Source organism: Thalassiella azotivora, from assembly GCF_054781695.1.
This window is the reverse complement of record NZ_BAAGTX010000018.1, coordinates 82,039-102,098: the sequence shown is the minus strand read 5'-3', so window position 1 is coordinate 102,098 and position 20,060 is coordinate 82,039. Positions and strand designations below refer to the sequence as shown.

Here is a 20,060-nt window from a genome sequence, read left to right as displayed (position 1 = left end):
GCCGCTGAGGCGGCCGCGACCCCCACGCCCACGCCCGTCCCCGAGGAGCGGCCCGCCCCGGCGCCCGCACCCGCGCCGGCGCCCGCCCCGGCGCCCCCGGCACCCGCACCGGCCCCGGGCGTCAGCGGCTACGCCGCGGAGCTCGTCGACGGGGTCAACGCCGAGCGGACGGCTCGGGGCCTGCGGCCGCTGACCGTCGACGAGTGCGCCCAGCAGTCCGCGCAGAAGTGGGCGGAGCACCTCGCGGCGACCGGCAGGTTCGAGCACCAGGACATGGGCACGATCCTGCGCCAGTGCGGCGTCCGCGGCGTCGGCGAGAACATCGCCATGACGTCGGGCAGCGCGCCGTCGATGGTCCAGATGTGGATGAACTCGCAGGGGCACCGCGAGAACATCCTGCGCGGCTCCTACACGGCCATCGGCAGCGCCGCGGTGAAGAACTCCCGCGGCCAGTGGATCGGGGTGCACGTCTTCGTCACCCGCTGACTTCGGCTCTGCGGTCAGTCCGGTGCTGACGGGTGCCAGGTGTGGACCACGGGCACCGCGGTGGGGTCCTCCCAGACGCACACCCGCCACTCCTCACCGCGGCTCATCGCCACCCGGTGGGCGGGGGGTGCGGGCAGGTTGCGCAGGCCGCGCTGCACCAGGTCGAACACGGCGAGGACGGCGACCGCCTCGACCGCGTCCCGCTCCGGGGTGTCGAAGGGGGCGCTCGACAACCATGCCTGGACGGGCTTCACCCCGGTGACGGTCAGGTCTGGCACGCCCAGCAGCTCGGTGACCTGGTCACCGGTGCGAGAGTCCCGGTAGTCCCCTACACCGCGCTGCGTACGGCCCGGCCCGTTGGCGATCGCAGTGACGAACCACTGGTCGTGGTTGATGCCGAGGTCGTTGAGCCATACGTAGAAGGTCCCCGAGTCCTCGAGGTGCTGCTCGGCGGCGGCGTGCGCGGTGGCCAGCCAGCTCGCCACGTCTCCGGGGCGATTGTCGGGGAGGGCCTGCGGGGCGGTGGGATCGAGCGCGGCCAGGTGGCGGCGCGCTGCGGCCAGCTCGTCGGCGAGCGGTCTGACGGACACCTGTCGATCCTGTCAGCGCCGCACCTCGCCCGCGTGCAGACCGGTCCCCCTCACTCGTCCGGGGGGCCGCGCGCTCACGCGCGGGCGAGCGCCTCGCAGGTCCCGCGCGCGATCTCGACGTCCTCGCGCGCGGCGAGGCACAGGACGCGGGCGGTCGAGCCCTCACCGGTGAGGTCCTCGACGTCGTCCACGCCGCTGCCGTCGGCCAGGGCGTCGTTCGCCGTGACGTCGAGCCGGACGCCCGCGAAGCCGAGCGCGTCGGCGGCGGCCGCCCGCACGACCGGTGAGCGCTCGCCGATCCCGCCGGTCAGGACGAGGACGTCGAGCCCGCCCAGGACGGCGACCAGGCCTCCGAGGTGCCGCGTCAACGACCACACCCAGGCGTCGAGGCCGAGCGCCGCGTCGGCGTCCCCCGCCTCGCGGCGGGCCAGCACCTCGCGCATGTCCTTCGTCCCCGCCAGCGCGGCGAGACCCGAGCGGGTCTCCAGCGCGTGCACGAGGTCGTGCGGCGCCTCGCCCTGCTGCACCAGCCACAGCAGCAGCCCCGGGTCGAGGGTGCCGCTGCGGGTCGCCATCACCAGGCCCTCCAGGGGCGTGAAGCCCATCGTCGTGTCGACGCTGCGCCCGTCCCGCACCGCGGTCAGCGACGCGCCGGACCCCAGGTGAGCGACGACCACCCGCCGCGCGTCCGGGACCAGCTCGCCGACCCGCCGCACCGCCCACCGCACCGACAGGCCGTGGAACCCGTAGCGGCGCAGGTCCCACCGCTCCCGCCACTCGACCGGCACGGCCGGCGTCGCCACCTCCGGCGGCAGGTCCCGGTGGAAGGCGGTGTCCGGGCACACCACCTGCGGCACACCGGGGAGGCGGTCCGCGACCGCGCGGACCGCCCTCACCGCCGTCGGCTGGTGCAGCGGCGCCAACGGGGTCAGACGCTCCAGTGCCGACAGCACCTCCGCGTCCACGACCGTCGGGGCGCTCACGTGCGGGCCGCCGTGCACGACCCGGTGACCGACCGCGTCGAACGGCCCGGCGCCCAGCGCGCCGTCCAGGTCCTCGAACGTCCCCTCGTCGGCGAAACCCGGTGCCGCGGAACCGTCCTCGCGCAGCACCCGCAGCTTCAGCGACGACGACCCCGCGTTGACGGTCAGGACCCTCATGCCGACGTCCCGTGCGGCCAGCGCCACCCGCTGATCGCCGGGTCGTCCTCGCCGTGGTCGCGCGTGTGCTGGTGCGCCGCGGCCCGCAACCGCTCCATCTCCGCCCGGACGTCGCCCGCCCGCCCGGCCAGACCGGGCACCCGGTCGATGACGTCCATCACGAGCCGGAAGCGGTCCAGGTCGTTCAGCATCACCATGTCGAACGGCGTCGTGGTGGTGCCCTCCTCCTTGTACCCGCGGACGTGGATGTTGCGGTGGTTCGTGCGCCGGTACGTCAGCTGGTGCACCAGCGACGGGTAGCCGTGCCACGCGAACAGCACCTGCTTGTCCGTGGTGAACACCGCGTCGAAGTCCTCGTCGCTCATCCCGTGCGGGTGCTCGGTGTCCGGCTGCAGGCGCATCAGGTCGACGACGTTGACGAACCGCACCCGCAGGTCCGGCAGGTGCGTGCGCAGCAGGTCGGCCGCGGCCAGCGCCTCCAGGGTGGGCACGTCCCCGGCGCACGCGAGGACGACGTCGCAGTCGTCACCGTCGCCGGAGTCGGTGCTCGCCCACGCCCACCGGCCGAGGCCGAGGCGGCAGTGCTCGTTCGCGTCGTCCATCGACAGGTAGTCGTGGGCGAGCTGCTTGCCGGCGACGACGACGTTCACGTAGTGCCGGCTGCGCAGGCAGTGGTCGGTCGTCGACAGCAGGGTGTTCGCGTCCGGCGGCAGGTAGATCCGCACCACCTCGGACTTCTTGTTCGCCACGTGGTCGAGGAAGCCGGGGTCCTGGTGGGAGAAGCCGTTGTGGTCCTGGCGCCACACGTGCGACGACAGCAGGTAGTTCAGCGACGGCAGCGGTTCGCGCCAGTCCAGCCCCCGCGTCACCTTCAGCCACTTCGCGTGCTGGTTGACCATCGAGTCGACGATGTGGATGAACGCCTCGTAGCTCGTGAACAGCCCGTGCCGCCCGGTCAGGAGGTAGCCCTCGAGCCAGCCCTGGCACAGGTGCTCGGACAGCACCTCCATCACCCGGCCGTCGAGCGCGAGGTGCGCGTCGTCGTCCGCGGCGTCCTCGGCCCAGGTGCGACCGGTGACCTCCAGCACCGCCTGCAACCGGTTCGACGCCACCTCGTCCGGGCCGAACAGCCGGAAGGTCGTCGGGTTGGCGCGAGCCACCTCGCGCAGCCAGCCGCCCATCACCCCGGTGGGGCTGTGCAACGTCGTCCCCGGCTCCGTCACCTCGACCGCGAACGGGTGGACGTCGGGCAGCTCGAACGGGCGGGTCACCGCGCCGCCGTTGGTGACGGGGTTGGCGCTCATCCGCCGCTCGCCGCGCGGCGCCTGCGCGAGGACGTCGTCGACGGGCCGGCCGTCGTCGTCGAACAGCTCCTCCGGCCGGTAGGAGCGCAGCCACCGCTCCAGCTCGGCCAGGTGCTCGGGGTTCTCGCGGATGTCGGAGACCGGGACCTGGTGCGAGCGCCACGAGCCCTCGACCCGGTGGCCGTCGACGACCTGCGGGCCCGTCCACCCCTTCGGCGTGCGCAGCACGATCATCGGCCACGCCGGGCGGTCGGCGGGGACGTCACCGTCGCGGAAGTCCGACTGGATCCGCGCCACCTCGTCCAGGCACTCGTCCATCGCCGCGGCCAGCCGCCGGTGGACGTCGGCGCTCGTCTCGCCGTCCTGTGGTCCGCTGACCAGCACCGGCCGGTACCCGTACCCGCGGAACAGCGCGACGAGCTCCTCCTCGGGGATGCGGGCCAGGAGCGTCGGGTTGGCGATCTTCCAGCCGTTGAGGTGCAGGATCGGCACGACCGCGCCGTCACGGCGCGGGTCGATGAACTTGTTCGAGTGCCACGACGTCGCCAGCGGCCCGGTCTCGGCCTCCCCGTCGCCGACGACGCAGAACACCGTCAGGTCCGGGTGGTCGAACGCCGCCCCGAAGGCGTGGGCGAGGGCGTACCCGAGCTCACCGCCCTCGTGGATCGAGCCCGGGACCTCGGCCGCGACGTGGCTGGGGATCCCGCCGGGGAAGGAGAACTGCCGGAACAGCTTCCGCATCCCCGCGGCGTCCCGGGTGACGTCCGGGTACACCTCGGACCACGTGCCCTCCAGCCAGGTGCTCGCCACGACCGCCGGACCGCCGTGACCCGGGCCCGTGACGAACAGGGCGTCGAGGTCGCGTTCGCGGATGCAGCGGTTCGCGTGCGCCCACAGCAGGTTCAGGCCCGGTGTCGTGCCCCAGTGCCCGAGCAGCCGCGGCTTGACGTGCTCCGTCCGCAGCGGCTCGCGCAGCAGCGGGTTGTCCAGCAGGTAGATCTGCCCGACGGACAGGTAGTTGGCGGCTCGCCACCACCGTTCCAGGGCGTCGACCTGCTCGTCGTCGAGCGGTCGGGGGGCGGGGCGGTTCGCGGTGTCGCTCGTGGCGGTGGACACGGGGCCTCCTGGTGGCGCGCTCGTCGGTCACCGGTGTGCGGGCCGCGGCTCCACCGCGGACCGCCGCCAGCATCCCGTGGCCCACCACCCCGCGCGAGGGGACCGAGGTCCCGAACCGGACGCCGGCACCCGACGGGGTCAGCGGGCCTCGTCGTCCTCGTCCAGCGGGACCTCGACCGCGGACTCCGCGAGGTCGCCCTCGGACGCCTCCGGGACGGCGTGCTCGCTCGCCTCCGGCGCCGGCACCTCCTCGTCGTCCTGAGGGCCACCGGCGGGCAGCTCCTGCTCCCAGCGGTCCGCCGGGTCGACGTCGTCCCGCCGCTCCATCGGTGCCTCGGTCACGTGCCTCACCTCCGTGGTCGGTGTGGTGCTGCTCGTCCCACAAACCCTAGGCCGGGTCGGGTGGTCGCGCGTCCGCTCCTCGTGGCCCTGCTTCCCGTGGTGCGGTCACGCTGGTCGCCGCCTCGCGGCCGACGGGACCGGTGGACGGCGTCCGACCCCGCGCCATGTCCACGGTCCGCGACACGGCCGCGGCCACCGGCACCGCGAGGAAGGCCCCCAGCACCCCCAGCACCAGTCCGCCGGAGGTCACGGCGAGGATGATGAGCAGCGGGTGGAGCGAGATCATGCTGCTCATCACGTAGGGCTGGAAGACGTTGCCCTCGATCTGCTGCACGAGCAGCACGAGGCCCAGGACGAGCAGCGCCTTCACCGGCCCGCCGTCGGCCAGGGCGACCAGCACCGCGACCAGCCCGGAGACGAACGCGCCGACGATCGGGAACAGCCCGCCGAACAGCACGAGGACCGCGAGCGGCAGGACGAGCGGGACGTCGAGCAGCCACAGGCCGAGCCCGATGAAGAGCGCGTCGAAGAAGGCGACCAGCAGCTGCCCGCGCAGGAACGCGCCGAGGGTCCACCACACCTGCCCGCCGACCGCGTCCACCGTCCGGCGGTGACGGGCGGGCGCCAGCTCCACGAACGGGCGCCACAGCCGCGGTCCGTCCTTGAGGCAGAAGAAGAGCACGACCAGGACGAGCAGCGTGCCGGTCAGGCCGCGGGTCACCGCGGCGACGGCGGCCAGCCCCTGGTCGACGACGGTGCCGCTGCCGATCCGGTCGAAGGCCTGCTGCGCGAGCTCGCCCGGGCTGCCCGGGCTGCCGGGCAGCGAGCGCAGGTCCACCGCGTCCTCCAGCTGCTCCAGCCCCCGCACCACGGAGTCGGCCAGCGCAGGCACCTGGTCGACCACCCGGGGGACCACGAGCCACGCCGGGACGGCGAAGACCAGCACGAGCAGCAGGACGAGCAGGAGGGCGCCGAGGGCACCGGGCACCCGGCTGCGCCGCACACGGGCCGCGACCGGGTCGAGCAGCGCGGCGGGGAACAGGGCGATGACCACGGCCACCACGACGACGCTGACGCGCCCGGCGACGTAGAGGACGGCCCAGGCGACGGCGAGCAGGCCGACCACCGCCCAGGCCATCCGGCCGACGCGGACCAGCCGCTCCGACGGAGCGGGCTCGCGCGCGGTGGGCATCGTCGTCCTCCGGTGCGGCAGTCGGTCGCTGGCGGTCTCCGGGGCAGTCTGGTGCCGTCGGACCCCACCCGCGAGACGGACGGACACGCCGTCAGCGGCGAACCGGTCACGGCGTGTGCGTCCGCCCCGCTGGGACAGCAGGTCGCTGCCGCGCGGCCACGAGGGGACGACGGGCGGCCGCGGGCGGCGGTCCGCAGCCGCGCGGTGGCGGGCCGGGTCGACCGCGCCGACACTGAGCGCGTGGCCACCACCAGCAAGCCCGCGCGCTGCACGCCCGACCAGGTGTTCGACGTCCTGGACGACGGCTGGACCTACCCGCTGTGGGTGGTCGGGGCGTCGCGGATGCGCGACGTGGACCCGGGCTGGCCGGAGCCGGGTGCGCGGCTGCACCACTCGGTGGGCCTGTGGCCGCTGCTCATCGACGACACGACGTCCTGCGTGGAGTACGAGCGGGGTCGCCGGATCCGGCTCACGGCCCGCGGCTGGCCGGCGGGCGAGGCCGACGTCCTCGTCGAGGTCGAGCCGAACGCGGACGGCTGCCTCGTCACCATCACCGAGGACGCCAGCGAGGGGCCGGGCACGCTCGTCCCCGGGGTGCTGCGGCACCCGGCGCTGAGGATCCGCAACGACGAGGCGCTGCGCCGGCTGGTGCTGCTCGCGGAGGGCCGGGCGGCCCACCGCGGCGACGGCAGCTGACCGACCACGACGGCCGGCCAGCGCGCCGGGACGACGACGGCCCCCGACCGAGGTCGGGGGCCGTCGCGCGTCGTGCCGGGCGGGGCCTGGAGTCAGTGGCCGTCGCCGCCCTGGTCCTTCAGCCGCTGGAAGGAGCGCCGGATCTCCTCCTCGGCGCCCTCCCGGCCGGTCCAGTGCGCGCCCTCGACGGACTTGCCGGGCTCGAGGTCCTTGTACGTCTCGAAGAAGTGCTGGATCTCGAGCCGGTGGAACCTGCCGAGGTCGTCGAGGTCCTGGATGTGGTCCAGCCGCGGGTCGCCCGCCGGGACGCACATCACCTTGTCGTCGCCGCCGGCCTCGTCGCGCATGTGGAACATGCCGATCGCGCGGCAGCGGATCAGGCAGCCGGGGAACGTCGGCTCGTCGATGATGACGAGGGCGTCCAACGGGTCGCCGTCCTCGCCGAGGGTGTTGTCGATGAAGCCGTAGTCGCTGGGGTAGCGGGTCGCGGTGAACAGCGTCCGGTCCAGCTTCATGCGGCCGGTCACGTGGTCGACCTCGTACTTGTTCCGCGTCCCCTTGGGGATCTCGATCGTGACGTCGAACTCCATCAGTGCCCTCCCGGTCGAGGCGTCGTGTGCGGGTCGCTGCTGGCCGGCGACGGAACGCTAGTGTCCACCACGGGGGACGGCCGCGCCGCGCGCCGGGGGTCTCCCCGGGGTGACGTTGGGCACGCGGGCGGTGACGAGGAGGCACGGTGGGACGGCGGCTGGTCGCGGGTGCCCTCGCGCTGGGCGTGGCGCTCGTCGGCGGCTACGCCGTCGCGGACGTCGCGGACGTCGTCCCCGGCGTCCTCACCGACGCACCGCTCCCACCACCGCCCGAACCGTTCCCGACCGCCCCGGGGGCGCGGGCCCCCGACCAGCCAGAACCGGTCGTGGACGCCGTCGACGCGTCGGCGCCGGTGCCCGCGCCCGACGCCCTCGGCGCCGTGCTCGCCCCGCTCGCGGCCGACCCCGCGCTCGGCCCGTCGGTGTCCGCCGAGGTGGTCGACGCCCTCACCGGCGACGTGCTGTGGACGCGGGACGGCTCCGTCCCCCGTGAGCCCGCGTCGGTCGTCAAGCTGCTGACCGGCGCCGCCGTCCTCGAGCAGCTCGGACCCGCCGCCGTGACCCGGACCCGCGTCGTCTCGGGTGTGACGCCCGACGAGGTGGTGCTGGTCGGTGGTGGCGACGTCCTGCTCGCGGTCGGCGAGGGGGACCCCGACGCCGTCGTGGGCCGCGCCGGGCTGGCCGACCTCGCCGACGCCACGGCCGCCGCGCTCGCCGCCGAGGGGCGCACGACGGTCGGCGTCCGCCTCGACGACACCCTCTTCACCGGACCGGCGACCAGTCCCGGGTGGTCCCCCTCCGACGTCGCGGCCGGGTACGTCGCGCCGGTCACCTCGGTCGCCGTGGACGCCGGCCGCACCAGCGCCGAGAACTACGCCCCGCGCCAGGCCGACCCGGCCCTGTCCGCGGCGACGACGTTCGCGGCCCTGCTCGCCGAGCGCGGCGTGACGGTCGCAGGGCCGGTGGCCCGGGCAGTCGCGCCCCCCGACGCCCCCGTCCTCGCGGAGGTCGAGTCCGCCCCGCTCGGCGACGTCGTGGGGCACATGCTGCGGGCGAGCGACAACACGGTCGCGGAGGTGCTCGCCCGGCTCGTGGCCCTGGACCTCGGACGCCCGGCCACGTTCGCCGACGCCGCGCCCGCGGTGCTCGAGCAGGTCGCCGCGCTCGGCGTGGACACGACCGGCGCGCGGCTGGCCGACGGCAGCGGCCTGGCGGACGGCTCGGCCCTGCCGGCCGGCACGCTCACCGAGCTGCTGACCGCCGCGGCCTCGGACGACCACCCGCGGCTGCGACCGCTGCTGACCGGACTGCCCGTCGCGGGCCTGGACGGCACCCTGGGCGACCGCTTCGGCGGCCAGGTGGCGGCGGCCGGCCAGGTGCGCGCCAAGACCGGCAGCCTGACCGGGGTGACGACCCTCGCCGGCACCGTCGTCACCGCCGACGGGCGGCTGCTGGTGTTCGCCGTCCTCGCCGACCAGGCGCCGCAGACGCTGCCGGCCCGCGCCGCGACCGACGCGTTCGCCGCCGCGCTGGTGGCCTGCGGCTGCCGCTGAGCGCGCCCCGTCCTCCCACCGGGCGCCGAGCGCGCCCGCGTCGGCGGGGGACGACGCCGCGTACGGTGAGCCGGTGACCTCCACCGCGCCGTCCGCCCAGAGCCCCGGGACCGCGGACACGGCCGCCGTCGACGCCCTCGTCGACTGGGACCTGGCCGTCCGCACCGCCGCGCGCCTCGTCCGGCCCGGTCCCGTCGTCTCCGCCCAGGAGGCGCAGGACGCCGTCGAGGAGCTGCGCGCGCACGCGGCGACGTCCACCGGCCACGTCGGCGCCACCACCGGCCTGCACGCCCGACCGGGCGAGGACGTCCTCGTCGTCGACCGCGTCGGGTGGGCCACAGCCAACGTCGCCGCGTTCCGCAGCCTGCTCGCCCCGCCGGTCGCCGAGGCCACCGCCCGCCGCGAGAAGCAGCCCAACCAGGTGGTCTCCGCGGTGGGCTCGCGGGTCACCGGCGCCGAGGTCGGCTCCCTGCTCGCGTTCCTGGCGTCCAAGGTCCTCGGCCAGTTCGACCCCTTCGCCGACCCGGGCGGCACCAGCACCGGGCAGGGCCGGCTGCTGCTCGTCGCGCCGAACGTCGTCCACGTCGAGCGCGAGCTCGAGCTCGACCCCCGCGACTTCCGGCTCTGGGTGTGCCTGCACGAGGAGACCCACCGGGTCCAGTTCGTCGCCAACCCGTGGCTGCGCGAGCACCTCGTCGGCCGGATCCGGTCCCTCGTCGGGGACCTTCTCGGCGAGCCCGGCGCGCTCGTCGACCGGCTCGGCGCGGCCGTGCGGCACCTGCCGGAGGTGCTGCGCGGGACCGGTGACGCCAGCGTCCTCGACCTGCTGCAGACCCCTGAGCAGCGGGCCGCGCTGGCCGAGCTGACCGCCCTGATGTCCCTGCTCGAGGGGCACGCCGACGTCGTCATGGACGACGTCGGACCGCAGGTGGTCCCGAGCGTCGCCACCATCCGCAAGCGCTTCACCGCCCGCCGCGCCGGCAAGCCCGGGCTGGACCGGGTGCTGCGCCGGCTGCTCGGCCTCGACGCGAAGATGCGCCAGTACGCCGACGGCGCCCAGTTCGTCCGCGGCGTCGTCGACACCGTCGGCACCGAGGGGTTCAACGCCGTCTGGACGGGGCCGGAGACGCTCCCGCGGGCCGAGGAGATCCCCGACCCCGGCGCGTGGGTGCGCCGTGTGCACGGGTGACCGGGTGACCGGGTGAGTCGGCGGGGGCCCGGGTGAGCGGTCCGGCTCCGGCCGTCGCCGCGACGCGGCTCGCCGTCCGCTCGGCCCTGGCCGACCTGGAGGCGGGGGACGTCGTCCTCGTCGCCTGCAGCGGCGGCCCGGACTCGGTGGCGCTCGCCGCCGCCACCGCGTTCGTCGCGCCGCGCGCGGGACTGCGCGCAGGTGCCGTCGTCGTCGACCACGGCTGGTCGCCGGGGTCCTCGGACGTCGCCGAGCGGGCCGCGCGGACGTGCCGCGACCTGGGGCTGTCCCCGGTCCAGGTCGTCGCCGTCGACGGCACCGGGCGGGGAGGTCCGGAGGCCGCCGCGCGCGACGCCCGGTACGCGGCGCTGGAGCAGGTCGCGGCGCGGACCGGGGCGGCCGCCGTCCTGCTGGGGCACACGCTCGACGACCAGGCCGAGACCGTGCTGCTCGGCCTGGCCCGCGGGGCCGGGGCGCGCTCGCTGGCCGGGATGGCGCCGCGGCGTGGACTGCTGCGCCGCCCGCTGCTCGGCCTGCGCCGGGCCGACCTGCTCGCCGCGTGCACCGCGTCGGGGCTGCCCGTGTGGTCCGACCCGGCCAACGCCGACCCCGCGTACGCGCGGGTGCGGGTGCGGGTGGACGCGCTGCCCGCCCTCGAACGGGCCCTGGGCCCCGGGGTCGCCGAGGCGCTGGCCCGCACCGCCGCGCTGCTGCGGGCCGACGCCGACGCCCTCGACGCCCTGGCGGGGGAGGCGCTCCTGGCCGTCGGGCACGGCGTCGAGCACGGCGTCGAGCACGGCGTCGAGCACGGCGTCGAGCTGGACGTGGCGGCGCTCGCGGGGCTCGCGGACGCCGTCCGGCACCGGGTGCTGCGACGCGCCGCCCTGGACGCCGGCGCGCCCGCCGGGACCCTCTCGCACGCGCACGTGCGCGCCCTCGACGCCCTCGTCACCCGCTGGCACGGCCAGGGGGAGGTGCACCTGCCCGGCCGTGTCCGGGCCGGTCGGGCGTGTGGGAGGCTTCGCCTGGCGCCGCCGCCGAGCGGTGTCGGCGACGAGCAGACCGCCGCCGCCGGGTACGGACCGCGGGAGTGACGCGCGCGTGGACGCGAACGACATGGGGCGGGACCTCGAGAAGGTCCTGATCAGCGAGGAGCAGATCCAGCAGCGTCTCGCCGAGCTCGCCGCTCAGGTCGACGAGGACTACGCCGGCAAGGACCTGCTCCTCGTGGGGGTGCTCAAGGGCGCCGTGATGGTGATGGCCGACTTCGCCCGCGCCCTGCACCACCCCGGCGCGCAGATGGACTGGATGGCGGTGTCGAGCTACGGGTCGGGCACCAAGTCCTCCGGCGTCGTCCGCATCCTCAAGGACCTCGACAGCGACCTGACCGGCCGGCACGTGCTCATCGTCGAGGACATCATCGACTCCGGCCTGACGCTGTCCTGGCTGAAGTCCAACCTCGGCTCCCGCGGCCCGGCGTCGGTGGAGGTGCTGACGCTGCTGCGCAAGCCCGACGCGGCGAAGGTCGAGGTCGACGTCCGCTACACGGGCTTCGAGATCCCGAACGAGTTCGTCGTCGGCTACGGCCTGGACTTCGCCGAGCGCTACCGCTCGCTGCGGTTCGTGGGGACGCTGGCCCCGCACGTGTACGCGTCCTGAGCCGGCGGGCGGTCCCCGCGGGACGTGCCGGGCCCGGTGGACGCCGTGCTCGCCCACAGCGAACACGGCCCGCACCGGAACAGGGCGTCGGTGCGGACCGTTCTGCACGACAGGACCGGACGACGCGGTCGGACCGCCCGTGCGCGGCCTGCACGGCCGACGGGCCGGACGGGCGTGCGGTGTACCGTCGATCAACGTCGTAACGAGCAGGAGGGACGGGGCGTCAGCCCCGCATCAATGGACGTCAAGCGCATTCTCCGCGGGCCGGTGGTCTGGATCCTCATCGCCGTGCTCGTGCTGCTCGTCGGCAGCCAGTTCTTCTCCGGCGGCGGCTTCCAGCGCGTCGACACCGCGGTGGGCCTCGAGCTCCTCGACGAGGGCAAGGTCGAGCAGGCGAAGATCGTCGACCGCGAGCAGCGCGTCGAGCTCACCCTCACCGAGCCGTACACGACCGAGGACGGCGACGAGCTCGGCGAGCAGGTGCAGTTCTACTACGTCGCACCGCGCGGGCCGGACGTGGTCGACGCCGTCAACTCCGCCGACATCGAGCAGGAGTTCACCGACGAGGTGCCGCAGGACTCCCTGCTCGGCAGCCTGCTCATCACCCTGCTCCCGCTGATCATCATCCTCGCCCTCTTCTGGTTCCTGCTCAGCCAGATGCAGGGCGGCGGCTCGCGGGTCATGCAGTTCGGCAAGTCCAAGGCCAAGCTCGTCAGCAAGGAGGCCCCCAAGGTCACCTTCGCCGACGTGGCCGGGGCCGAGGAGGCCGTCGAGGAGCTCTACGAGATCAAGGAGTTCCTCTCCGAGCCGGCCAAGTTTCAGGCCGTCGGCGCCAAGATCCCCAAGGGCGTGCTGCTGTACGGCTCCCCGGGTACCGGCAAGACGCTGCTCGCCCGCGCGGTCGCCGGCGAGGCCGGCGTCCCCTTCTACTCGATCTCCGGGTCCGACTTCGTCGAGATGTTCGTCGGCGTCGGCGCCTCCCGCGTCCGCGACCTGTTCGAGCAGGCGAAGAACAACGCCCCCGCGATCATCTTCGTCGACGAGATCGACGCCGTCGGCCGCCACCGCGGTGCCGGCATGGGCGGCGGCCACGACGAGCGCGAGCAGACCCTGAACCAGCTGCTCGTCGAGATGGACGGCTTCGACGTCAAGACGAACGTCATCCTCATCGCCGCGACGAACCGCCCCGACATCCTCGATCCGGCGCTGCTGCGGCCCGGCCGCTTCGACCGCCAGATCGCCGTCGAGCCGCCGGACATGCAGGGCCGGGCGAAGATCCTGGAGGTGCACGCCAAGGGCAAGCCGATGCACCCGGACGTCGACCTCATGGCCGTCGCGCGGCGCACCCCCGGCTTCTCCGGCGCCGACCTGGCCAACGTCCTCAACGAGGCGGCGCTGCTGACGGCCCGGTCGAACGCCAAGGTCATCGACAACGAGGCGCTCGACGAGGCGATCGACCGCGTCATCGCCGGCCCGCAGAAGCGGACCCGGCTGATGAACGACAAGGAGAAGAAGATCACCGCCTACCACGAGGGCGGCCACGCCCTGGTGGCGGCGGCGATGCGGCACACCGACCCGGTCACGAAGGTGACGATCCTGCCGCGCGGTCGCGCGCTCGGGTACACGATGGTGATGCCCTCGGAGGACAAGTACTCGACCACCCGCAACGAGCTGCTCGACCAGCTCGCGTACGCCCTGGGCGGCCGGGTCGCCGAGGAGCTCGTCTTCCACGACCCCACCACCGGTGCCAGCAACGACATCGAGAAGGCCACCGGGCTCGCCCGCAAGATGGTCACCCAGTACGGGATGAGCGAGCGCGTCGGCGCGATCAAGCTCGGGCAGGGCTCCGGCGAGGTGTTCCTCGGCCGCGACATGGGCCACGAGCGCGACTACTCCGAGGAGGTCGCCTCCGTCGTCGACGACGAGGTCCGCCGACTCATCGAGGCCGCGCACGACGAGGCGTGGGAGGTGCTCATGGAGCACCGTCCCGTCCTCGACGAGCTGGTCCGCCAGCTGTTCGAGCACGAGACGCTCAACAAGGAGCAGCTGGCCGAGATCTTCCGTCCCGTGCACAAGCGCCCGCTGCGCCCGGTGTGGCTGTCCAGCGACCGCCGGCACGTGTCCGACCAGCCGCCGATCCTCACGCCCGCGGAGGCCGCCGCGCAGCGCAACGGCCGTCCCGCGCCGCAGGACGAGGCCGCCGAGGCCGGTGAGCCGAACGTCCCCGGTGCGACCCCCGGCTGGTCACCCCAGCCGTGGTCCGCCGAGGGACCGTCGGCCGGCGAGCAGGGCTGACGTGGCGCAGGAGACCCGCACCGGGGCGGACCCGGAGACGGACCTGCCGCTGGAGCCCGGCGCCCCGGTCGACGTCCAGGCCGCCGTCCCCGACGGGTTCGACGGGCCGCGGATCGAGGCCGCCGTCCGCGAGATCCTCCTGGCGATCGGCGAGGACCCCGACCGCGACGGCCTCCAGGAGACGCCGGCGCGGGTCGCCCGCGCCTACGCCGAGACGTTCGCGGGGCTGCGCCAGCGTCCCGAGGACGTCCTGACGACGACGTTCGACCTCGGCCACGACGAGATGGTGCTGGTCAAGGACATCGAGGTCTTCTCGACCTGCGAGCACCACCTGGTGCCGTTCCACGGCGTGGCGCACATCGGGTACATCCCCGCCGTCAACGGCAAGATCACCGGGCTGTCCAAGCTGGCCCGGCTGGTGGACGTGTTCGCGCGTCGCCCGCAGGTGCAGGAGCGCCTGACCTCGCAGGTCGCCGACTCGCTGATGGAGATTTTGGAGCCGCGCGGCGTCATCGTCGTCATCGAGTGCGAGCACCTGTGCATGTCGATGCGCGGGGTCCGCAAGCCGGGTTCGCGCACCACCACGTCGGCCATGCGCGGGCAGCTGCGCGACCCGGCGAGCCGGGCGGAGGCGCTCAGCCTGATCCTGGGGCGCTGACCGTGCGGGTCCAGGACCTCGCACCCGGCGCGGCGCAGCGCACGCTCGTCATGGGCGTGGTCAACGTGACCCCGGACTCGTTCAGCGACGGCGGCCGCTGGTTCGACGAGGACGCCGCCGTCGCGCACGGCCTGGAGCTCGTCGCGCAGGGCGCCGACGTCGTCGACGTCGGGGGCGAGTCGACCCGGCCGGGGGCACCGCGCGTCCAGCCCGAGGAGGAGCTGCGCCGCGTCGTCCCCGTCGTGTCCGCGCTGGCCGCGCAGGGCGTCGCGGTGTCCGTGGACACGACCCGCGCGCTCGTCGCGGAGGCTGCGCTGGACGCCGGCGCGCGGCTGGTGAACGACGTGTCCGGCGGGTTGGCGGACGAGCGGATGGCCGCGTTCGTCGCGTCGTCGGGCGCCGCGTACGTGGTGATGCACTGGCGCGGCCACAGCGTCACGATGGACGACCTGGCGGTGTACGACGACGTCGTCGCCGAGGTGCGGGACGAGCTGGCCGTGCGGGTCGAGCACCTCGTCGCCGCGGGCGCCTCGCCGGAGCAGCTCGTCCTCGACCCCGGGCTCGGGTTCTCCAAGACCGGCGAGCACAACTGGCAGGTCCTCCACCGGCTCGGCGAGCTCGACGCGCTCGGGCTGCCGCTGCTCGTCGGGACGTCGCGCAAGCGCTTCCTCGGCTCGCTGCTGGCCGGCGCGGACGGCGAGCCGGTGCCACCGACCGAACGGGACGCCGCGACGGCGGCCACGAGCGCCCTCGCCGCCGCCGCCGGCGTGTGGGGGGTGCGCGTGCACGAGGTGCCGTCGACGGTGGACGCGGTCAAGGTCGGCACAGCCTGGCGCAGGGGAGGGACGTCGTGACGGACCGGATCGAGCTGCACGGTCTGCGGGCCCGGGGGCACCACGGGGTGTTCGACCACGAGCGCCGGGAGGGCCAGGACTTCGTCGTCGACCTGGTGCTGCACGTCGACACCCGGCCGGCCGCGGCGTCGGACGACCTGACCGACACCGTCCACTACGGGGTCATCGCCCAGGAGGTCCACGACGTCGTCGCCGGCGACCCGGTCGACCTGGTGGAGACGCTCGCGCAGCGCGTCGCCGACCGGGTGCTCGCCCACGAGCGGGTGCAGGCGGTCGACGTCGCGGTGCACAAGCCGCAGGCCCCGATCGAGGTGCCCTTCTCGGACGTCGTCCTGCGCATCCACCGACGCCGGGAGGCGCCGTGACGAGCCCGGTGCGACCGGTCGACCTGGACGCGACGCCGCGGGCCGCGGTGGACGCCGTCCTGGCGCTCGGCTCGAACCTCGGTGACCGGGTCGCGACGCTGCAGGGCGCGGTGGACGCCCTGGCCGCCGAGCCGGACGTGGACGTCGTCGCCGTGTCCCCGGTCGTGGAGACGGACCCGGTCGGCGGTCCGGAGCAGGACGACTACCTCAACGCCGTGGTGGCGGTGCGGACCGGGCTGTCCCCCCGCCGGTTGCTCGCCGCCTGCCACCGCGTCGAGGCGCGGTTCGGGCGCGAGCGCGCCGTCCGCTGGGGTCCCCGCACCCTCGACGTCGACGTGGTCGCCTTCGGTGACCTGGTCAGCTCCGACGCGGAGCTGACCCTGCCGCACCCGCGCGCCCACGACCGGGCGTTCGTCCTCGCCCCGTGGGCGCGGCTGGACCCCCGGGCGGCGCTGCCCGGACCGGACGGCGGGCCCGTCGCGCTGCTGGCGGCCCGGGCGGCGGACGCCGACGGCGTGCGCCCGCGTGACGACGTCCGGCTCGTCGTGCCGGGGGAGGGGGCGTGAGCCCGTCGCGTCCCCGGACGCTGCTGCTGCTGGCGCTCGCCGGGGTGGTGGCCGGCTGGCTGGTGGTCCGGGCGCTGGCGTCCAACGGCGCGTCGATGCCGCTGCCGGTCACGGCCCTGGCGGCGATGGTCGTGATCGCCGGCGCGGTGCTGGTCTTCGGCTGGCCCGTGCGGCGGTGGAACCGCGGCGACCGGACCCGCCGGCTGGACCCGCTGCGCGCGGCGCGCACCGCCGTCCTGGCGAAGGCGTCGAGCCACTCGGGGGCGCTGCTCGTCGGCTGGTACCTGGGCCAGGCCCTCGACCTGGTGCCGGACTGGGCGATCGAGCCGCTGCGGGAGCGGCTGCTGCTGGCCGGTGTCGCGGTGCTGTGCGCGGGCCTCATGGTCGCCGCGGGGCTGGTGGCGGAGCGGTGGTGCCGCCTGCCCGACGGGGACGACGACCCCGACGGCGAGCCAGGACGGCCCTCCCTTCCCTGACCTTTGCTCACCCGGCCCTGGTTTGCTCACCGGTTGCTCGGCTGCACGTCGCTGAACCGAGCAACCCGTGAGCAAGGGCGCCCTGGTGATGGGGCAGGGTGGGTCAGGCCGGCTCACCGATCGGCGCCGGCTCGGGCTCGTGGCCCCCGTCGGGCACGGTGCGGCGCAAGGCGTTGTAGACCGAGGCGGGGGTCAGCACGCCGACGTACCGGCCGCGCTCGACGACGGGCAGCCACCCGGCGTCGTGCTGGACGATCTCGCTGAGCCCGCGACGCAGCGAGTCGCCGAGCTCGGCGGTCTCCTCGAACCGGCGGGCGTGGTCCGCGACCGTGCCCGTCCCGCCCTGGACGTGCCGGGCGGAGACCCACCCGCGCAGCCGCCCGTCGTCGTCCAGGACGACGGCGTACGGCTCGGGCGCGTCGCCGATCGCCTGCCGCGCGACGGTCGCCGGGTCGCCGAGCAGGACGGTCGGCGGGTGCTCGAGGTCCTCGCGCTCGATCGGTGTCACGGCCAGGCGCCGCAGCCCGCGGTCGGAGCCGACGAAGTCCGCGACGAAGTCGTTGGCCGGCGCGCCGAGGACCGTCGTGGGGTCGGCGTACTGCTCGAGCCTGCCGCCGACGCTGAACACGGCGATCCGGTCCGCGAGCCGCACCGCCTCGTCGATGTCGTGGGTGACGAACAGCACCGTCTTGTGCAGGTCGGCCTGGATCCGGCGGAACTCCGACTGCAACCGGTCGCGGGCGATCGGGTCGACCGCGCCGAACGGCTCGTCCATCAGCAGCACGGGCGGGTCGGCGGCCAGGCCGCGGGCGACGCCGACGCGCTGCTGCTGGCCGCCGGACAGCTCGTGGGGGTACCGCTTCGCGTACGTGCCGGGCTCGAGGCCCACGAGCTCGAGCAGCTCGTCGACGCGCTCGCGGGTGCGCTGACGGTCCCAGCCGAGCAGGCGCGGGACGACGGCCACGTTGTCGCCGACGGTCAGGTGCGGGAACAGCCCGACCCGCTGGATGACGTAGCCGATGGTGCGGCGCAGCTCGACGGCGTCGACGTCGGTGACGTCCTCGCCGTCGATGACGATCCGGCCGGACGTCGGCTCGATCAGCCGGTTGACCATCCGCAGGGTCGTGGACTTGCCGCACCCGGACGGGCCGACGAGTGCGACGAGCTCGCCGCGGTTCACCTCGAGGTCGAGTGACTGCACCGCGACGGTCCCGTCGGGGTAGGTCTTGCCCACACCGTCGAGCCGGATCATCACGGAGCCGTTAGCGTCGACGCCGTGCGCGTCCCGGGAGTCCACGCCGCAACCCTCGCCGACAACTGCCTCGTCCGCAACGAGTGGGTGTGCGCCGAGTACGTGCGGACGCGCGCCGACGAGCTGCTCGCCGAGACCCAGGAGCACCTGTTCATCACCGGTGTCGCGGTCCTGCTGGGGGTGCTGGTGGCGGTGCCGCTGGCGGTGCTCGCGCAGCAGTGGCGCCGAGCGCGGCCCCTGACGCTGGGGTTCTCGACCGCCCTGTACACGATCCCGTCGCTGGCGATGTTCTCCCTGCTGCTGCCGGTCAGCGGCCTGTCCGCGGCCACCACGATCACCGGCCTGGTCCTGTACTCGCTGACGATCCTGGTGCGGAACCTGCTGGCCGGTTTCGACGCGGTCGACGAGGAGGTCCGGGACGCCGCGCGCGGCATGGGGTTCGGGCGCTGGCGGATGCTGTGGCGGGTCGAGCTGCCGTTGGCGCTGCCCGCCGGTTTCGCCGGGCTGCGGGTCGCCACCGTGTCGACGATCGCGCTCACCACGGTCGGGACGATCGTCGGCTACGGCGGGCTCGGTGACGTGCTGACCCGCGGGCTGCGCTCCAACTTCAAGGCGGAGGTGCTGACGGCCTCCGTGCTCTGCGTGGTGCTCGCCGTCGTCGCCGACCTGCTGCTGCTGCTCGCCCAACGGGCGGTCACACCGTGGCAGCGGGGGAGGGCGGCCTGATGGGGTGGGTCGGGGACACCGTCGGGTGGCTGGCCGACGGGTCGAACTGGACGGGTCCGGCGGGGGTCCTGAACCTGCTCGTCGAGCACCTGCGGCTCACGGTGGTCTCGTTGCTCGTCGCGTGCGTGGTGGCGCTGCCGGTGTCGGTGTGGCTGGGGCACCTGGGCCGCGGCGGCGTCCTCGCGGTGCAGGTCAGCAACATCGGGCGGGCGGTGCCGACGCTCGCCGTCCTCGTCGTCCTCGTCGTGGCGGGGGAGCCGTTCGGGTTCTCGGACCTGACCGCGATCACCGCGTTCACGCTGTTCGGGATCCCGCCGATCGTGACGAACACCTACGTCGGGATGCGCGAGGTCGACCGCGGCGCCGTGGACGCGGCAAGGGGGATGGGGATGACCGGCTGGCAGGTGCTGCGCCGGGTGGAGCTGCCTCTGGCCGCGCCGCTGATCCTCAACGGGGTGCGGCTGGCCGCCGTCCAGCTCGTCGCCACGGTCTCGATCGCCGCGATCGCGGCCTTCGGCGGGCTCGGCCGGATCGTCACCCGGGGGTTCGCCAACCAGGACACCGGGCAGGTGGTCGCCGGCGCGGTGCTCATCGCGCTGCTGGCGCTGGTCACCGAGCTGCTCTTCGAGGCGGTCTCGGCCCGGGTCGACCCGGGACGACGGGTGCGCCGCGCCGCCGACCGCCGTCCGGCCGTGGTGGCGCAGACGTCGCCGGTCGGGCCCGGCGGTGGCTGACCCGCCCCCCGCCTCGACCGCACCTTTCCACCGACCTGCGCGTCGGTCCCGTCCGGGAACCGCACCTTTCCACCGACCTGCGGGTCGGTGGGGTCCTGGGACCGCACCGTGGTGGAAAGGTGCGGCGACTGGGGCGGCAGGTGTGACGCGATCGTGATCGTCTCGGCGTGCCGTTGTCGGTGCAGGGTTGTTCACTCGTGGGGTCACGGGTGCCGCTCGGCGCCCCCCGGACACGCGCGGCCCGGCCGCGGGACACA

General features: G+C 74.7%; 21 protein-coding genes. 14 read left to right on the top strand and 7 right to left on the bottom strand.

Translation table 11 applies throughout. The annotated features are described in order from the left end of the window. Window positions 1–486 (top strand): CAP domain-containing protein (locus ACYVQV_RS13575; RefSeq protein WP_461023834.1); only part of this gene is annotated, 486 nt, incomplete at its 5' end. Window positions 487–500: 14 nt separating this feature from the next. On the opposite strand, the gene ACYVQV_RS13570 is transcribed toward ACYVQV_RS13575, so the two are convergent. From ACYVQV_RS13570 to ACYVQV_RS13550, 5 genes are all read right to left on the bottom strand, one after another. After that, window positions 501–1,076, bottom strand: a complete 576-nt coding sequence (locus ACYVQV_RS13570) for a hypothetical protein (protein WP_461023833.1) — start codon at window positions 1,074–1,076, stop codon at window positions 501–503. A gap of 74 nt (window positions 1,077–1,150) precedes the next feature. Next, window positions 1,151–2,236, bottom strand: coding sequence for an acetate/propionate family kinase (locus ACYVQV_RS13565; protein ID WP_461023832.1), 1,086 nt, complete (start codon window positions 2,234–2,236; stop codon window positions 1,151–1,153). After that, window positions 2,233–4,656 carry a phosphoketolase family protein gene (locus tag ACYVQV_RS13560; RefSeq protein WP_461023831.1) on the bottom strand — a complete coding sequence of 808 codons (2,424 nt, stop codon included), beginning with the start codon at window positions 4,654–4,656 and terminating at the stop codon, window positions 2,233–2,235. The genes ACYVQV_RS13565 and ACYVQV_RS13560 overlap by 4 nt, the downstream gene beginning before the upstream one ends. Before the next feature lie 138 nt (window positions 4,657–4,794). Further along, window positions 4,795–4,998: a hypothetical protein gene (locus ACYVQV_RS13555; protein ID WP_461023830.1), complete on the bottom strand. Its 204-nt coding sequence runs from the start codon at window positions 4,996–4,998 to the stop codon at window positions 4,795–4,797. Between the two features lie 46 nt (window positions 4,999–5,044). Further along, window positions 5,045–6,190 (bottom strand): AI-2E family transporter, encoded by a 1,146-nt coding sequence (locus ACYVQV_RS13550; protein WP_461023829.1) that lies wholly within the window; start codon window positions 6,188–6,190, stop codon window positions 5,045–5,047. Window positions 6,191–6,430: 240 nt separating this feature from the next. On the opposite strand from ACYVQV_RS13550, the gene ACYVQV_RS13545 reads away from it, so the two are divergent. Then, complete coding sequence (locus tag ACYVQV_RS13545; protein WP_461023828.1) at window positions 6,431–6,886, top strand: SRPBCC family protein; 456 nt, start codon at window positions 6,431–6,433, stop codon at window positions 6,884–6,886. A 92-nt stretch (window positions 6,887–6,978) separates the two neighbouring features. On the opposite strand, the gene ACYVQV_RS13540 is transcribed toward ACYVQV_RS13545, so the two are convergent. After that, on the bottom strand, window positions 6,979–7,476 hold the full coding sequence (locus ACYVQV_RS13540) for an inorganic diphosphatase (protein WP_461023827.1): 498 nt from the start codon (window positions 7,474–7,476) through the stop codon (window positions 6,979–6,981). A 146-nt stretch (window positions 7,477–7,622) separates the two neighbouring features. Here ACYVQV_RS13540 and dacB point away from each other — a divergent pair, with 146 nt between their 5' ends. The 10 genes from dacB (at window position 7,623) to ACYVQV_RS13490 (ending at window position 17,091) form a co-directional block, all read left to right on the top strand. Then, window positions 7,623–9,029, top strand: coding sequence for a D-alanyl-D-alanine carboxypeptidase/D-alanyl-D-alanine endopeptidase (dacB, locus tag ACYVQV_RS13535; RefSeq protein ID WP_461023826.1), 1,407 nt, complete (start codon window positions 7,623–7,625; stop codon window positions 9,027–9,029). Window positions 9,030–9,180: 151 nt separating this feature from the next. Further along, the gene (locus ACYVQV_RS13530; protein WP_461023841.1) at window positions 9,181–10,218 is read left to right on the top strand and encodes a zinc-dependent metalloprotease; all 1,038 of its coding nucleotides are present in this window, start codon (window positions 9,181–9,183) and stop codon (window positions 10,216–10,218) included. Window positions 10,219–10,250: 32 nt separating this feature from the next. Further along, a complete protein-coding gene (gene tilS / locus ACYVQV_RS13525; RefSeq protein WP_461023825.1) occupies window positions 10,251–11,312 on the top strand; it encodes a tRNA lysidine(34) synthetase TilS in 1,062 nt (353 codons plus the stop codon). A 7-nt stretch (window positions 11,313–11,319) separates the two neighbouring features. Continuing rightward, on the top strand, window positions 11,320–11,877 hold the full coding sequence (gene hpt, locus ACYVQV_RS13520; protein ID WP_461023824.1) for a hypoxanthine phosphoribosyltransferase: 558 nt from the start codon (window positions 11,320–11,322) through the stop codon (window positions 11,875–11,877). A 237-nt stretch (window positions 11,878–12,114) separates the two neighbouring features. Continuing rightward, on the top strand, window positions 12,115–14,172 hold the full coding sequence (ftsH, locus tag ACYVQV_RS13515) for an ATP-dependent zinc metalloprotease FtsH (RefSeq protein ID WP_461023823.1): 2,058 nt from the start codon (window positions 12,115–12,117) through the stop codon (window positions 14,170–14,172). A gap of 49 nt (window positions 14,173–14,221) precedes the next feature. Next, window positions 14,222–14,830 carry a GTP cyclohydrolase I FolE gene (gene folE / locus ACYVQV_RS13510; RefSeq protein ID WP_461023840.1) on the top strand — a complete coding sequence of 203 codons (609 nt, stop codon included), beginning with the start codon at window positions 14,222–14,224 and terminating at the stop codon, window positions 14,828–14,830. Window positions 14,831–14,880: 50 nt separating this feature from the next. Further along, window positions 14,881–15,684, top strand: a complete 804-nt coding sequence (gene folP, locus ACYVQV_RS13505; protein ID WP_461023839.1) for a dihydropteroate synthase — start codon at window positions 14,881–14,883, stop codon at window positions 15,682–15,684. Further along, window positions 15,681–16,049 carry a dihydroneopterin aldolase gene (folB, locus tag ACYVQV_RS13500; protein ID WP_461023822.1) on the top strand — a complete coding sequence of 123 codons (369 nt, stop codon included), beginning with the start codon at window positions 15,681–15,683 and terminating at the stop codon, window positions 16,047–16,049. Before folP ends, folB begins: the two co-directional genes overlap by 4 nt. After that, window positions 16,046–16,615 carry a 2-amino-4-hydroxy-6-hydroxymethyldihydropteridine diphosphokinase gene (folK, locus tag ACYVQV_RS13495; RefSeq protein WP_461023821.1) on the top strand — a complete coding sequence of 190 codons (570 nt, stop codon included), beginning with the start codon at window positions 16,046–16,048 and terminating at the stop codon, window positions 16,613–16,615. The genes folB and folK overlap by 4 nt, the downstream gene beginning before the upstream one ends. Then, on the top strand, window positions 16,612–17,091 hold the full coding sequence (locus ACYVQV_RS13490) for a DUF3180 domain-containing protein (protein WP_461023820.1): 480 nt from the start codon (window positions 16,612–16,614) through the stop codon (window positions 17,089–17,091). The genes folK and ACYVQV_RS13490 overlap by 4 nt, the downstream gene beginning before the upstream one ends. A gap of 103 nt (window positions 17,092–17,194) precedes the next feature. Here ACYVQV_RS13490 and ACYVQV_RS13485 read toward each other — a convergent pair whose 3' ends face one another. Continuing rightward, complete coding sequence (locus ACYVQV_RS13485; RefSeq protein WP_461023838.1) at window positions 17,195–18,343, bottom strand: ABC transporter ATP-binding protein; 1,149 nt, start codon at window positions 18,341–18,343, stop codon at window positions 17,195–17,197. Between the two features lie 24 nt (window positions 18,344–18,367). Between ACYVQV_RS13485 and ACYVQV_RS13480 the strand changes: the two genes are divergently transcribed. Beyond that, complete coding sequence (locus tag ACYVQV_RS13480) at window positions 18,368–19,069, top strand: ABC transporter permease (protein WP_461023819.1); 702 nt, start codon at window positions 18,368–18,370, stop codon at window positions 19,067–19,069. Continuing rightward, a complete protein-coding gene (locus tag ACYVQV_RS13475; protein WP_461023837.1) occupies window positions 19,069–19,803 on the top strand; it encodes an ABC transporter permease in 735 nt (244 codons plus the stop codon). Before ACYVQV_RS13480 ends, ACYVQV_RS13475 begins: the two co-directional genes overlap by 1 nt. Window positions 19,804–20,060 lie beyond the last annotated feature (257 nt).